The organism is Rhizobium sp. SG2393 (genome assembly GCF_042610495.1).
Lineage (GTDB): Bacteria > Pseudomonadota > Alphaproteobacteria > Rhizobiales > Rhizobiaceae > RU20A.
On the sequence record NZ_JBHGAP010000001.1, the window covers coordinates 775865 to 788833 of the forward strand.

Genomic DNA, 12969 nt, shown 5'->3' on the forward strand with positions numbered 1-12969 from the left:
GCTGCGCTGCGGATGGCGCTGTCACGAAAATTTCGCAGAACCGGCCGTTAAATCGATTAACCCGAGCCAAATCGATTTATGCGGCGCGCTGCTTGGCAATGTCGTCGAAGGCAAGCAGCGTTTCGAGAAGGCGGGGCATATCCGTCAGGTGCACCATGTTCGGGCCATCGGACGGGGCGTGATCGGGGTCTTCATGCGTCTCGATGAAGACACCGGCGACACCGACGGCGACCGCCGCACGCGCCAGCGTTTCCACGAACTCCCGCTGGCCGCCGGAAGAACCGCCCTGCCCGCCCGGCTGCTGCACGGAATGGGTCGCGTCGAACACGACAGGCGCGCCGAGACCCGCCATGATCGGCAGGGAGCGCATGTCGGAAACGAGCGTGTTGTAGCCGAAGGAGGCGCCGCGCTCGCATAGAAGCACGTTCGGATTGCCGCTCTCGGTGAACTTGGCGAGCACGTTCTTCATGTCCCAGGGCGCAAGGAACTGGCCCTTCTTCACGTTGATGACGCGGCCGGTCTTCGCGGCAGCGACCAGAAGGTCCGTCTGGCGGCAGAGGAAGGCGGGGATCTGGAGGATATCGACGGTCGCGGCAACCTCGGCACACTGTTCTTCCGTGTGGATGTCGGTCAGAACCGGGAAGCCGTATTCCGCCTTGAGATCGGCAAAGACCTCCATCGCCTTTTCAAGCCCGATGCCGCGCTTGCCCGACAGCGAGGTGCGATTGGCCTTGTCGAAGGAGGACTTGTAGACGAGGCCGATGCCGAGCGCCTTCGTGATCTCGACGAGTTTTCCGGCGATCATGAAGGCGTGGTCGCGGCTTTCCATCTGGCACGGGCCGGCGATCAGCGACAGGCGCTCGGACTGGGAAAAGACGACCTCGGTGGAGGCTCCCTTGACGACGACACGGGCGTTGGCTTGCATGCTCAGTCTCCGAAAATGAAGGCGACGCCCTGGCCGGCGGCCTTGGGCACGATCAGGCGATCGGCCTTTCTGATGAAGGGAACGGCGCGGGCGGCGAGAAGCCGTTCCGTGACGCCGAGATCGGCCACGGAAAAGCGGATGGCCGCGCCGCGCAGGCCGCGCTCGCCGGCTTCCGACGAAAGCCCGTAAAAGGCGGTGAGACCCGCAGGCGTCAGCACGGAGACGGGCACGTTCGGGGTATCGATCCGCATGCCGAAGGAGCCGGCGTCCACGCGGCGCTCGCCGCTCGCCACCTGGAGCAGATACTGGAAATCCGTCGGGTTCGGCTCGGTGAGGATGACCTCCGCCAGCCCCGTCACGCCGTTCTCGTGGACCTCGAGCGTCGAGCGATCGGCCGGCAGCGGATTGACGCGCTGGCAGGTGAAGAAGAAGAAGTCGGGCGCGCGGAAATCCGCTGCGAAGGACAGCCGGAAGCTTCCGATGCCGCTGCGGCCATCGGGCAATTTCATCTCGCGCGAAAAGGCAAGCGGCTGGCCGCCCGAAACGCCGGCGGCGCGAAACGCCTCGTCGTCGGCGGCTGCCTGCCGGGTGCCGAAAACGACGGCCGACAGGCCCTCCCCGCGACGGAAGCGGAAGGCGAGATCGCGCGCGACAAACGCGTTGCCGGTGCGGGCCGCCTCTTCCGCCACCTCGCGCTCGCCGATCGCCAGCGGCTCCAGATAGGTGCCGTCGATGAAGAAGACGCAGGCATTCTCCGTGCCGAAGGGGTGCTGCGCATCGGCGGCAACCGTGAAGCCGAGCTTGCGGTAGCGCTCGCGCGACGACACCAGGGAGTCCACCGGCAGAACGAGATGATCGACGGGACGGGAAACGGGCGGCTGTTCAGGCATGCGGGCTCCTCGGCTTGCCACCACCCGGCCGGGGCCTTGAGCCGCGGCGCCGGTTTCGGCTCGCCGCGATCGGATGGCCCCTGCGGCCGGCATCGGAGTGACGGCGGCATGGCTGCGCCTAACACCCTCAAAATGATGCATCTTCGCCGTCCGGCGGGGAATCCCGGCGGACGGCTGGAAGCCTTACCCGGTTTTGGCGCGCCTTGGCAAGCCGGCTCCCCTCAGCGATGTTCCCGGAACCCGCCAGCGATCAGCCGGTCGAGCGACAGCGGCCCCGGCCCGGCGATGATGATGAGAAGCAGGCACGCCGCCCAGGTGCCATGGGTCGGCCAGGCATCGGGATAGACGAAGATCTGGATGACCAGCGTCATGCCGAGAAGGGCGAGCGCCGAAAAGCGCGAGGCAAGCCCGATGACGAGCAGAATTGGAAAGAGATGCTCCGCGATCGCCGCCAGATGCGCGGCCAGCCAGGGATCGATGAGCGGCAGGCGATATTCGTTTTCGAAGAGGTAGATGGCGCTGTCGTTCAGCGCAAAGCCCGTGACCTTCGTCTGGCCGGACTGCCAGAAGACGCCGGCAATGCCGATGCGCGCGACCGTACTGGCGAGGCTGAGCGGGATGCGCTCGAAGAGGGCGATGAGGCGCGCGACGAATGCGGCCGGACCGTGGGCGACCGGGCCGTCTGTGATGAGGGTCATGGCAGGCTCCTTCATGGCGTCCCGCAGCGCCGGGTTCACGGGCCTGCGGACGGAGGTGGTGGACGGTCAGAAATCTCGGGTGTCGGATGCGATGCCGGCAAAGAAGCCGCCGGCCAGCAGCAGACCGAAAGCCCCCTGCAGGTCGAAACGGGCATCCGCCGCCATGCCGGCCCCGGCCGCCGCGCCGAGCGGATCGCCGGCCTTAAGCGCCGAGAGAAAGGCGAAGACGCCGGGCGGCAGCGGATTGACGGCGACCACCAGCCCCGGCCGGGAGATCGCGACGGCTTCCGGCAGCCAGTCGGCAATCGGCCGCGGCGTCTCGCCCTCGCGGTTCATCGCCCAGATCGTGTGCACCGGGTGTGGCGAGGACAGGAGCTGCAACGCCGGATGCGGCACGAGGCGAAGCGCTGCCAGCCGCTCCGGCAAAAGGCTCGCCAAGGGGGCGGGATCGAGCGGGGCGGCATCCGCGGCATGATAGGCATGGCCGCGCGCCGCCTCGAGCCGCAGCACATCGGCAAGATAGGGCACGCCCTCAGCCGGCGGGAAACCGGCGACGAAGGCGCCGAACGTGTCGCCATAGAACATCAGCACCGGCGAGCGCGGCGGCTCTGACAGGACATAGGCCTGTGCAAGCGCCGAAAAGAAGGCCTCGCCGACGATGCGCCGCGCCACCGGAAAGCGGCTTTCGAGCGCCGCGACCAGCGAATGCCCGACATTGTTGCGGTAGACGCCGTAGCGGCGAAGGGGTGGCGCCGCGCTGACGGAGGCGAGACCGGCCGGCACCGGCGCGGCCGGGGCAAGCAGTCCGGCGGCAAAGGCGCTGTAGATCGGGGCGGTGGACATGACCTTTCGCCCCTCACGCAGCCTGCCGGGTGGTACGCGCGCGGGCAAGGATCGCCCCCGCCGCCTCGGCTTCGGCCCGCAACACCGGCCAGTCCGGCACGTCATTGTCCCATTCGATCAGCGTCGGACGCGGCCCGGCGCGCGCGATGACGCTTTCGTAGAGCGCCCAGACGGGATCGGCGACGGCCCGGTCGTGGGCGTCGATGAGGAGGGCCGCACCGGTCTCGTCGCTGTCGATGGCGTGCCCGCCGAGATGGATTTCGCCGACATGCTCCAGCGGAAACCGCGCGAGATAGGCGGCCGCATCCGCACCCCGGTTGGTGCAGGCCACATGCACATTGTTGATATCGAGCAGCAGGCCGCAGCCGCTGCGCGCCACGATCTCGCTGAGGAAATCGGTTTCCTCGATGTGACTTGCGGCAAATTCCAGATAGGTGGCCGGATTTTCAAGCAGCAGGCGCCGCTTCAGCACGCCCTGCACCTGATCGATATGCTCCACCACGCGCGCCAGCGTCTCGTCCGTATAGGGCAGCGGCAGCAGGTCGTTGAAGAAGGTCGTCTCGTGGGTCGACCAGGCGAGATGCTCGGAAAAACTTTCCGGCTCGTAGCGCTCGCAGACCATGCGCACCCGCTCCAGATGATCGCGGTCGAGCGGCTGGATGCCGCCGATGGACAGGCCGACCCCGTGGATCGACAGCGCGTAATCGGCACGCAGGCGGGAAAGCTGCGCATGCGGCGGACCGCCGGCCCCCATGTAGTTTTCCGCATGCACCTCGAGGAAGCCGACGGGCTGCGGCGCCTCGACCAGCGCCCCGAAGTGCTCGGGCTTGAAGCCGACACCGGCGGCGGGCGGCAAAGTGGAGGAACGCATGGCTCACCTCTTCAGTCTCGGGCATGGGATCGATCAGGGCTTTGCAAGGAAGGCGCCCGGCGGCAGACACCGCCGCCGGACACGCGGTAAGACTGGCTGCCGGATCAGACCGGGGCCGGGCCCTGGGTCAGCGAGCCCATGCCGTTCGGCGTCTTCATGGTGACGCAGGTGCCGGCGGGCACGAGCTTCCAGGCATTCTGCTGGTAGTCGATCTTCGACGTTCCGGCGCAGGTCGTGCCGGCGCCGGCGGCGCAATCGTTCTGGCCCTTCAGCGCGACGCCGTAGCACTTTTCCTTCGAGGCATCCTCGGCATGGGCAGCAGGCGCAAGACCGGCAAGGGCGGCAGCGAGCGAACCGGCAAGGGCGAGCGAGGCAATCTGGGTCTTCATGGCGGGGTTCTCCGTTGGTGAGGCAGGCACCGCTCTCGGTGCTGCAAAAGGTCATTCGCAACGGGGCAGACGGTCGTTACAGCGGCCACGAAATTTTTTTCATCCCCGGGCCGGAAAGCCGAACAATAAGAAAAACAGGAAATTTTCATCGGCCTCGTGTAACGAAAGCCGGGGCCGGAACGTACGGGGGATGTGTTGGACAGGCATGCGCGCGACGAGGAGTGGGCCGGCTGGCTGCGCGCCGCTCTTGACGGCGACGCGGCCGCCTATGATCGTTTCCTGCGCGCGGTCACGCCGCATCTGAGGGCGATGGCCCGTCGCCGGGTGGCGGCGTTCGGCGCCCCGGCCGCAGAGGCCGAAGACGTGGTGCAGGAAGTGCTGATCGCCATCCACCTGAAGCGGACGAGCTGGGATCCGGCCCGCCCGCTCGGCCCCTGGCTCGGCGCCATCGTGCGCAACAAGCTGATCGACAGCCTGCGCCGGCGCGGCCGCCGGGTCTCCATCCCCATCGAGGATGTGATGGAGGGCCTGGCTGCCGAGACCGACACGCGCGACGACGACCGGCGCGATGCAACGCAACTGCTGCAGAAGCTCAAGGAGCCGCAGCGCAGCATCGTGCAGGCCATTTCGCTCGACGGCGTGCCGGTGCGCGACACGGCGGCGCGGATGAACATGACGGAAGGCGCGGTGCGCGTGGCCCTGCACAGGGCGCTGAAGACGCTCGCCGCCCTCTACAGGAGCAACGAAACATGAAGACCGACGCGCTGATCCGCCTGATGGCTGCCGATACCCGCACGGGGCCGACGCTTGGCCGCGCGCTGGTCGTGGCACTCGCCGCCGGTCTTTCCGCCGCCGTCACGCTCTTCTTCATCGAACTCGGCTTCCGCCCGGGGCTGCCGGACGCACTCGCCACGCCGCGTGTTCTCGTCAAGCTCGCCGTCGTGGTGCTGCTGTCGGCCGCCTCCCTCATGCTCGTTGCCCGCGCCGGCCGGCCGGAAGCCGACCTTGCCCGCCCGGCCCGCGCCCTCCTCGTCCCCGCCGCGATCATCGTTGCGGCCGTCGGCGGCGAATTCCTCGTCGTGCCCGAAAGCGACTGGCGCACCAGCCTGATCGGCCACAATGCCGCCGCCTGCCTCGCCATGGTGATGCTGATGGGCGCGGTGCCGCTGGTGGCGCTTCTCTTCGCGCTGAAACGCGGCGCGCCGCAAAGCCCGGCGCGCGCCGGCGCCATTGCGGGGCTGACGGCAGGCGCGCTCGCCGCGACGCTCTATGCGCTGCACTGCCCCGACGACAGCCCCTTTTTCGTCGCCACCTGGTACACGCTGGCGATCGGCGGGCTGACGCTCATCGGAGCGGTCGCGGGCGCCCGCATGCTGCGCTGGTAGGCCACCCGCCCCGTTTCCGCTGGTCTCATGGCTCGCCGTTTCCGCTAGGGTCAACCTTGATTCGCCGCTCCCGCTCGTCATGAAGAATGCGACGGGGCGCGAAAGCCGCGACACGACATGCCCCCGGTGACCATGGAAACCAGCCTCTACCCGCCCGTCAAAGCCTTCCTCGAAACCGCCGGCTACACGGTGAAGGGCGAGATCGGCGGCTGCGACCTCGTCGGCCTCAGCGATGGCGACCCCACGGTGGTGGTCATCTGCGAGCTGAAGATGACCTTCAACCTCGAACTCATCCTCCAGGCGGTCGACCGCGCACCGGTGGCCGACGAAGTCTGGATCGCCGCCCGCGTATCCGCCAAGGGCAAGGGCCGCGACGCCGACCGCCGCTACCGCGACCTCTGCCGCCGCCTCGGTTTCGGCATGCTCGGCGTCTCCGATGCGGGCACGGTGGAGATCATCGTCGGCGCCGTCACCCCCATGCCGCGCACCAACCCCAAGCGCCGCTCCCGCCTGATGCAGGAACACAAAAAACGCCGCGGCGACCCCACCCTCGGCGGCAGCACCCGAGCGCCCCTCATGACCGCCTACCGCCAGCAGGCGCTGGCCTGCGCGGCGGCACTGGCGGAGGGACCGCTGAAGGTGAAGGAGATCCGCACCACCGTGCCGGAGGCGGCGAAGATCCTGCAAGGCAATGTCTATGGCTGGTTCGAACGGGTGGAGCGCGGTGTCTATGGGCTGACGGAAGCCGGAAGGGCGGCGCTGGTCAGGTGGCCACAGGATCAGGCAGGCGAGCGCACATAGGCATGTGCCTCGCAAGGCGAAAGGATTGTGCGCCTCTACAGAGCCTTCTGCATGATCCAGTAGGTTGCCTCATCCTTGGAGAAGGACTCCACCTCCGACCAGCCGGCCTTGCTATAGAGATCAACCGCGCTCGCGGTATAGAGCGACAGGCGATCGATCCCTTCCCGGCGCGCCAGGCCTTCCAGTTCCGCAATCAGACGCAGCCCATATCCGTTGCCGCGATGGGCATCCGCGACATAGAGGCCTGCAAGCCAAGGATTGAGATCGGGCCGCCCCTCGAGATCATCGAGGCACAGCGCCACCATCCCGACAGGCTCCTCCCCCTCCAGCAGAACAAGCACGGTCGGCATCAGCTCGCTGTTGGTCGCCTCGGCCTCCATCAGAAGCATCTCGTCCAGCGACATCGCATCCTGAAAGAAGGCCTCCCACCGCCAGCGTGCGGTGGTGGGCACGAGGTCGGGGCGCGCGGCGGTGGAGACGATCATCGGCGTCATCACGGTCTCAGTTCGAAATCTGGTTTGATTCTAAAGGCTATTCTGCGGCTGGACGGGGGCCCGGCGCCTGTCGGGCAAAGGTGCGCGCCAAGTCCAGGAACGCCCGCATCCCGGCCGAGAGATTACGCCGCCCGGGATAGTAGAGGCACAATCCCGCAGATGATGGGGTCCAGTCTTCCAGCACGCGCACCAGCCGCCCGGCGTTGATGTCGTCGATGATATCCGCCTCGATGAAATAGCCGACGCCCATGCCGTTGAACACAGCCGATCTGACAAGGCTCGCATCGTCGAGCGAGAGCGGGCCGGAAACATCGATGAGAACCTGCTGACCGTCTTTCTCGAAACGCCAGCGGAAGAGCGAGCCGTCTGGAAGGCGGATGCGGATACAGGGTTGGCGCAACAGATCGGTCGGGACTTGTGGCGTTCCATGTCTTTCAAGAAAAGCCGCGGTTGCGACGACGGCGTGACGTTGCACATCTCCAAGCGGGACGGCGATCATGTCGCTCGGCACGAGACTGGCGAGGCGGACGCCAAGGTCAAAACCGTCGCGAACGATATCGACCATCCGGCCCTCGGTAACGAGATCGACATGCATATCGGGATACTGCGTCAGGAAGGCGATCACCAGCGGCTGCATGATCGCGCGTGCGGCAAAGGGTGCCGCATTGATGCGCAGCGTTCCCGTCGGCGTCTCCCTGTGCGCCTGAACCGTTCCGAGAGCGTTGCGCAGGTCTTGAACCGACGGCCCGACTGTTCCGACGAAGAGCCGGCCGGCATCCGTCAGCGAAACGCTGCGGGTCGTGCGATTGAACAGACGCACGCCCAGACCCGCCTCCAGACGCGCGATCGTATGGCTGAGCGCCGTGGTGGACACGTCCAGATCAATCGCCGCAGCACGAAACGTGCCGCAGCGCGCCACCGCGAGCACGGCGTCAAGCTCCTTCAGACCGACATCCAACATTATCCCGAAATCCGCAATTTGACATGCATGATTGTCCCACTTATTCGATGGATCGTCGAGATCTATCTCTGGGTGGCAACACCAACCACCGGAGATTTCCCATGAACATGCCAGACTTTGTCGGTGCATTTTTCCGTGCAGGCCAACACGACGACGCGGACAGCCTCAGTCAAGCATTCACGACGGACGCCGTCGTGGAGGACGAGAAGGCACTTCACCACGGACGTGACGCGATCCGCACATGGTGGATGGCCGCAAAAGCGGCCTCGCAATTCGTCGTGGTGCCGAAAAGCGCAGTCCGGGAGGGCGACACGGCCGTCGTTCGCGCGACCGTCAGCGGCAACTTCGCCGGCAGCCCGATCGACCTGACCTACACCTTCACATCCGAAGGTGGAAAGATCAGCAGGCTGGAGATCCGGCCATGACGGACTTTCTTTCATTGAAAGGCAAGCGGGCCCTCGTCACGGCCGGCACCAAGGGGGCCGGTGCCGCAACGGTCGATCTCTTCGTAGAACTCGGGGCAAAGGTGCTGACGACCGCGCGCAGCCGGCCCGACGGCATGCCCGAGGAGATGTTTGTGGAAGCGGACCTGACGACAGCGGCAGGATGCGACACGGTCATCAGGGCTGTCGGCGACCGTCTCGGCGGCGTTGATATCATTGTCCACATGCTCGGCGGCTCCTCCGCACCGGCCGGAGGGTTCGGCGCGCTGAGCGACGAGACCTGGGAAAACGAACTGTCGTTGAACCTCTTTCCCGCCGTGCGGATCGACCGGGCCCTCATTCCCGGGATGACGGACCGCGGACATGGAGTGGTTCTGCATGTCACCTCCATCCAGAGCGTGATGCCGCTCGCGGAAGCCACGGTCGCCTACGCGGCCGCAAAGGCTGCGCTATCGACCTACAGCAAGGCGATCTCCAAGGACGTCACGCCAAGGGGCGTGCGCGTCGTACGTGTTTCGCCCGGTTGGATCGAGACCGAAGCGTCCCTGCGCCTTGCGGAACGGCTGGCAGCAGAGGCAGGAACCGACGTCGAAGGCGGCAGGAAAATCATCATGGACAGTCTCGGCGGAATCCCGCTCGGCCGGCCCACCAAACCCGAAGAAGTCGCAAGTCTCCTGGCTTTCCTGGCCTCCGACCGCGCCCAGGCGATCACAGGCACCGAATACAGGATCGACGGCGGAACGATCCCGACCGTTTAAACAGACAGGGCCGAACCCCTCCGGCCCGGCCCTGCTCCAAATCTCATATCGGACGCCCGAAGGCCCCGCCCCTCAAACCAGCCGGCTCTGCTCCAGCGCCGCTTCCACGAAGCTCGCAAACAGCGGATGCGGGTCGAGCGGGCGGCTCTTCAGTTCCGGGTGGTACTGCACGCCGATGAACCACGGATGATCCGGGTATTCGACCGTTTCCGGCAGGAGGCCGTCCGGGGACATGCCGGAGAAGACGAGGCCGCAGCCTTCCAGGCGCTCCTTGTAGTCCACGTTCACCTCGTAGCGGTGGCGGTGGCGTTCGGAGATGTCGGTGGAGCCGTAGATCTCGGCGATCTTCGTATCCTTCTTGAGCGCCGCCTTGTAGGCGCCGAGGCGCATCGTGCCGCCGAGATCGCCGGAAGCCGCGCGCTTTTCGAGCGCATTGCCCTTCACCCATTCCGTCATCAGGCCGACCACGGGTTCGGCCGTCGGGCCGAATTCGGTGGAGGAGGCCTTTTCGACGCCGGCGAGGTTGCGGGCCGCTTCCACGACCGCCATCTGCATGCCGAAGCAGATGCCGAAATAGGGCACCTTGCGCTCGCGGGCAAAGCGCGCCGCGTTGATCTTGCCTTCCGAACCGCGCTCGCCGAAACCGCCGGGAACGAGGATGCCGTGCACCTTTTCAAGCCAGGGCGCCGGATCTTCCTTCTCGAAGATTTCCGACTCGATCCATTCGAGCTTCACCTTCACATGGTTGGCGATGCCGCCATGGTAGAGCGCCTCGATCAGCGACTTGTAGGCGTCCTTGAGGCCCGTATACTTGCCGACGATCGCGATTGTGACCTCGCCTTCCGGGGTCTTGATGCGGTCGGAGACCTGCTTCCAGGGCTCCAGACGCGGCTTCGGCGCAGGCTCGATGCCGAAGGCGGCCAGCACTTCGTCGTCGAGGCCTTCCTTGTGGTAGGCGAGCGGCACGTCGTAGATCGAGGAAACGTCGAGCGCCTGGATGACGGCGGACGGGCGCACGTTGCAGAACAGCGACAGCTTGCGCCGCTCGGCTTCCGGGATCTCGCGATCGGCGCGCACCAGCAGGATATCCGGGTGGATGCCGAGCGCCTGAAGTTCCTTCACCGAATGCTGGGTCGGCTTGGTCTTCAATTCGCCCGCGGCCGGAATCCACGGCATCAGCGTCAGATGGACATAGACCGCCGTGCCGCGCGGCAGATCGTTGCCGAGCTGGCGGATCGCCTCCATGAAGGGCATGGCCTCGATGTCGCCCACCGTGCCGCCGATCTCGCAGATGACGAAATCATAGTCGTCATTGCCTTCGGTGACGAAGGCCTTGATCTCGTTCGTCACGTGCGGAATGACCTGCACGGTGGCGCCGAGATAGTCGCCGCGCCGTTCCTTGTCGATGATGTTCTTGTAGATGCGGCCGGTGGTGATGTTGTCGGTCTTCGTCGCCGAACGCCCCGTGAAGCGCTCGTAATGGCCGAGATCGAGGTCCGTTTCGGCCCCGTCATCGGTCACGAAGACTTCCCCGTGCTGGGTCGGGCTCATCGTGCCGGGATCGACGTTGAGGTAAGGGTCGAGCTTGCGGAGCCGGACCCGGTAGCCGCGGGCCTGCAAGAGAGCCCCGAGAGCGGCGGCGGCAATGCCCTTGCCAAGGGAAGAGACCACGCCGCCGGTGATGAAAACATATCGCGCCATGGGAGTCACCGGATATCGTTTCAGGACCTTTTCCGCCACCCCCAAAATCACGCCCTCCCCGTTTATCCACGGGCAAAGGCGAATAGGCTGGCGAAACGGACTGCACAAAAGAAAACCGGCGGAAGACAACTTCCGCCGGCGGTTCAGATCGTCACGGGCCTTACTGGCCGGTGGGGACGCCCGAGCCGGTGTTGGCCGGGGCGGTGTTGGTGCCGGTCGCCGGCGTGCTGGACGGCGTCGTCGTGGTGGCCGGAGCGGTCGTGGACGGCGTGGTCGCCGCGCCATCGGTGGCGCCTGCCGCCGGAGCCTGCGTGCCGGTTGCCGGGGTGGAAGACGGCGTCGTCGAAGGCGTGGTGGTCGTTGCCGGTGCCGTGGAAGACGGGGTCGTGGTGGACGGCGTGGTGGTTGCAGGGGTCTGGCCGTTGGTGGCCGGAGCCGGGGTGGCGCCGCCAAGCGAATCGAGCACGCCATTGCCGTTCGACGTCGTGCCGGGGATACGGTCGAGAATGTCGGAGGCACCGGGCTGGAAGCGGGCGAGAATGCCCATGCCGAGCGCCAGGCCGAAGAACAGCACGGCAAGGATCGCCGTCGTGCGCGTCAGGGCATTGGCCGTGCCGCGCGCCGACATGAAGCCGGAGCCCCCGCCGATACCAAGACCGCCGCCTTCCGAGCGCTGGATGAGCACGACGCCGATCAGCGCGACCACGACCATGAGATAGATGACGAGCAAGACGGTCTGCATGTTTTCAAGGTTCCCGGCCCCGTGGGCCACAATTCACGTTCGGCGGGTCCATATACCAATGCGCCGCCCATTCCAAGCCCCGATGCATCGGGGCCCGGTCGATCTGTTCCTGCCTGCGGGCCCGCCGACCGGCAGCCATCAGGCGCCGGCCGTGAGACCTTCATAGGCGCCATAGATGGCGAGGAAGTCGGCCGCCTTCAAGCTCGCGCCGCCGATCAGCGCGCCGTCGACATTGGCAACGCCCATCAGCTCGGCCGCGTTGGAGGGCTTGACCGAGCCGCCATAGAGGATGCGCATGCGCTTGCCGGCGTCACCAAAGCGCGAGACGAGCTCGGCGCGGAGCGCCGCATGGGCCTCTTCCACGTCGGCCGCCGTCGGCGTCAGGCCCGTGCCGATCGCCCAGACGGGCTCGTAGGCGATGACGGTGTTTTCGGCCGTCGCGCCATCCGGCACCGAGCCGAGAAGCTGGCGGGTGAGAACGGCGATCGTCGTGCCGGCCTTGCGCTCGTCACCGGTCTCGCCGATGCAGACGACGGCCGTCAGCCCTGCCGCATGCGCCGCTTCGGCCTTGGCGCGCACCAGCGCGTCGTCTTCCTTGTGGTCGGTGCGCCGCTCGGAATGGCCGACGAGCACGTAGGTGCCGTAGCAATCGGCGATCATGGCGGCGGAAATGTCGCCCGTATGGGCGCCCGATTCCTTCGTGTGGCAGTCCTGCGCGCCGATGGCGAGCGGGCTGTCGGTCGCAAGCGCGGTGGCGACGTAGAGGAGCGTTGCCGGCGGGCAGATCAGCGTATCGACCTTGGCCGAGAGCGGGCCGACGACGCCGGCGGCGATCGCCTTCAGCTGGTCCAGGCTGTCGCGCGTGCCGTTCATCTTCCAGTTGCCGGCCACCAGCGGGCGAATTTCGGGCGTCATGCGGGGTCCTTCCTCTGTCTCCACGGTCCCTTCGAGGGTCGTCTCCACGATCCCTCCGAGCGTCACCGGCGGCTCTACCAGAGGCCGGCCGCGAAGGAAAGCAGGCGTTTTCCGGAATGTCGGCCGAGGATTTATTAGCACCAAGGAAAGCCG

The 12969-nt window shown here is 66.5% G+C and carries 16 protein-coding genes; 5 read left to right on the forward strand and 11 right to left on the reverse strand.

Annotation, left to right across the window (positions count from 1 at the left end):
- Positions 1 to 76: 76 nt before the first annotated feature.
- The 6 genes from kdsA to ACED18_RS03720 all read right to left on the reverse strand — a co-directional run bounded on the left by kdsA (position 77) and on the right by ACED18_RS03720 (position 4616).
- Entirely contained in the window at positions 77 to 925 is an 849-nt protein-coding gene (kdsA, locus tag ACED18_RS03695; protein ID WP_377289115.1) for a 3-deoxy-8-phosphooctulonate synthase, read from the reverse strand.
- A 2-nt stretch (positions 926 to 927) separates the two neighbouring features.
- Positions 928 to 1815 (reverse strand): VOC family protein, encoded by an 888-nt coding sequence (locus ACED18_RS03700; protein WP_377289117.1) that lies wholly within the window; start codon positions 1813 to 1815, stop codon positions 928 to 930.
- A 221-nt stretch (positions 1816 to 2036) separates the two neighbouring features.
- Positions 2037 to 2513, reverse strand: coding sequence for a DoxX family protein (locus ACED18_RS03705; RefSeq protein ID WP_377289119.1), 477 nt, complete (start codon positions 2511 to 2513; stop codon positions 2037 to 2039).
- A gap of 66 nt (positions 2514 to 2579) precedes the next feature.
- On the reverse strand, positions 2580 to 3356 hold the full coding sequence (locus ACED18_RS03710; protein WP_377289121.1) for a putative DNA-binding domain-containing protein: 777 nt from the start codon (positions 3354 to 3356) through the stop codon (positions 2580 to 2582).
- A 13-nt stretch (positions 3357 to 3369) separates the two neighbouring features.
- Positions 3370 to 4227: a DUF692 family multinuclear iron-containing protein gene (locus ACED18_RS03715; RefSeq protein WP_377289123.1), complete on the reverse strand. Its 858-nt coding sequence runs from the start codon at positions 4225 to 4227 to the stop codon at positions 3370 to 3372.
- Between the two features lie 104 nt (positions 4228 to 4331).
- Positions 4332 to 4616, reverse strand: coding sequence for a DUF2282 domain-containing protein (locus ACED18_RS03720; protein WP_377289125.1), 285 nt, complete (start codon positions 4614 to 4616; stop codon positions 4332 to 4334).
- A 195-nt stretch (positions 4617 to 4811) separates the two neighbouring features.
- Here ACED18_RS03720 and ACED18_RS03725 point away from each other — a divergent pair, with 195 nt between their 5' ends.
- The 3 genes from ACED18_RS03725 (at position 4812) to ACED18_RS03735 (ending at position 6802) form a co-directional block, all read left to right on the forward strand.
- Positions 4812 to 5369: a sigma-70 family RNA polymerase sigma factor gene (locus tag ACED18_RS03725; RefSeq protein ID WP_377291009.1), complete on the forward strand. Its 558-nt coding sequence runs from the start codon at positions 4812 to 4814 to the stop codon at positions 5367 to 5369.
- Positions 5366 to 6001, forward strand: a complete 636-nt coding sequence (locus ACED18_RS03730; RefSeq protein ID WP_377289127.1) for an NrsF family protein — start codon at positions 5366 to 5368, stop codon at positions 5999 to 6001. Before ACED18_RS03725 ends, ACED18_RS03730 begins: the two co-directional genes overlap by 4 nt.
- Positions 6002 to 6133: 132 nt before the next feature.
- On the forward strand, positions 6134 to 6802 hold the full coding sequence (locus ACED18_RS03735; protein WP_377291011.1) for a DUF2161 domain-containing phosphodiesterase: 669 nt from the start codon (positions 6134 to 6136) through the stop codon (positions 6800 to 6802).
- A gap of 35 nt (positions 6803 to 6837) precedes the next feature.
- On the opposite strand, the gene ACED18_RS03740 is transcribed toward ACED18_RS03735, so the two are convergent.
- Positions 6838 to 7296, reverse strand: a complete 459-nt coding sequence (locus ACED18_RS03740; protein WP_377289129.1) for a GNAT family N-acetyltransferase — start codon at positions 7294 to 7296, stop codon at positions 6838 to 6840.
- 37 nt (positions 7297 to 7333) lie between these two features.
- Positions 7334 to 8257, reverse strand: a complete 924-nt coding sequence (locus ACED18_RS03745; protein ID WP_377291013.1) for a LysR family transcriptional regulator — start codon at positions 8255 to 8257, stop codon at positions 7334 to 7336.
- A gap of 101 nt (positions 8258 to 8358) precedes the next feature.
- Between ACED18_RS03745 and ACED18_RS03750 the strand changes: the two genes are divergently transcribed.
- Together ACED18_RS03750 and ACED18_RS03755 are read left to right on the forward strand one after the other, a co-directional pair.
- Complete coding sequence (locus ACED18_RS03750; protein WP_377289131.1) at positions 8359 to 8682, forward strand: nuclear transport factor 2 family protein; 324 nt, start codon at positions 8359 to 8361, stop codon at positions 8680 to 8682.
- A complete protein-coding gene (locus ACED18_RS03755; RefSeq protein WP_377289133.1) occupies positions 8679 to 9458 on the forward strand; it encodes an SDR family oxidoreductase in 780 nt (259 codons plus the stop codon). Before ACED18_RS03750 ends, ACED18_RS03755 begins: the two co-directional genes overlap by 4 nt.
- Positions 9459 to 9530: 72 nt before the next feature.
- Here the strand turns inward: ACED18_RS03755 and ACED18_RS03760 are convergent, their stop codons facing one another.
- The 3 genes from ACED18_RS03760 to tpiA form a co-directional block, all read right to left on the reverse strand.
- Complete coding sequence (locus ACED18_RS03760; protein ID WP_377289135.1) at positions 9531 to 11159, reverse strand: CTP synthase; 1629 nt, start codon at positions 11157 to 11159, stop codon at positions 9531 to 9533.
- A 160-nt stretch (positions 11160 to 11319) separates the two neighbouring features.
- On the reverse strand, positions 11320 to 11901 hold the full coding sequence (gene secG, locus ACED18_RS03765) for a preprotein translocase subunit SecG (RefSeq protein ID WP_377289137.1): 582 nt from the start codon (positions 11899 to 11901) through the stop codon (positions 11320 to 11322).
- A 138-nt stretch (positions 11902 to 12039) separates the two neighbouring features.
- On the reverse strand, positions 12040 to 12816 hold the full coding sequence (tpiA, locus tag ACED18_RS03770) for a triose-phosphate isomerase (RefSeq protein WP_377289139.1): 777 nt from the start codon (positions 12814 to 12816) through the stop codon (positions 12040 to 12042).
- Positions 12817 to 12969: the final 153 nt, after the last annotated feature.

Coding starts and splice junctions, on each gene's coding strand:
- ACED18_RS03700 (WP_377289117.1), bottom strand. CDS start 1,815: ATGCCTGAACAGCCGCCCGTTTCCCGTCCCGTCGATCATCTCGTTCTG.
- ACED18_RS03745 (WP_377291013.1), bottom strand. CDS start 8,257: ATGTTGGATGTCGGTCTGAAGGAGCTTGACGCCGTGCTCGCGGTGGCG.
- secG (WP_377289137.1), bottom strand. CDS start 11,901: ATGCAGACCGTCTTGCTCGTCATCTATCTCATGGTCGTGGTCGCGCTG.
- ACED18_RS03730 (WP_377289127.1), top strand. CDS start 5,366: ATGAAGACCGACGCGCTGATCCGCCTGATGGCTGCCGATACCCGCACG.
- ACED18_RS03750 (WP_377289131.1), top strand. CDS start 8,359: ATGAACATGCCAGACTTTGTCGGTGCATTTTTCCGTGCAGGCCAACAC.
- ACED18_RS03710 (WP_377289121.1), bottom strand. CDS start 3,356: ATGTCCACCGCCCCGATCTACAGCGCCTTTGCCGCCGGACTGCTTGCC.
- tpiA (WP_377289139.1), bottom strand. CDS start 12,816: ATGACGCCCGAAATTCGCCCGCTGGTGGCCGGCAACTGGAAGATGAAC.
- kdsA (WP_377289115.1), bottom strand. CDS start 925: ATGCAAGCCAACGCCCGTGTCGTCGTCAAGGGAGCCTCCACCGAGGTC.
- ACED18_RS03715 (WP_377289123.1), bottom strand. CDS start 4,227: ATGCGTTCCTCCACTTTGCCGCCCGCCGCCGGTGTCGGCTTCAAGCCC.
- ACED18_RS03760 (WP_377289135.1), bottom strand. CDS start 11,159: ATGGCGCGATATGTTTTCATCACCGGCGGCGTGGTCTCTTCCCTTGGC.
- ACED18_RS03720 (WP_377289125.1), bottom strand. CDS start 4,616: ATGAAGACCCAGATTGCCTCGCTCGCCCTTGCCGGTTCGCTCGCTGCC.
- ACED18_RS03705 (WP_377289119.1), bottom strand. CDS start 2,513: ATGACCCTCATCACAGACGGCCCGGTCGCCCACGGTCCGGCCGCATTC.
- ACED18_RS03755 (WP_377289133.1), top strand. CDS start 8,679: ATGACGGACTTTCTTTCATTGAAAGGCAAGCGGGCCCTCGTCACGGCC.
- ACED18_RS03735 (WP_377291011.1), top strand. CDS start 6,134: ATGGAAACCAGCCTCTACCCGCCCGTCAAAGCCTTCCTCGAAACCGCC.
- ACED18_RS03740 (WP_377289129.1), bottom strand. CDS start 7,296: ATGACGCCGATGATCGTCTCCACCGCCGCGCGCCCCGACCTCGTGCCC.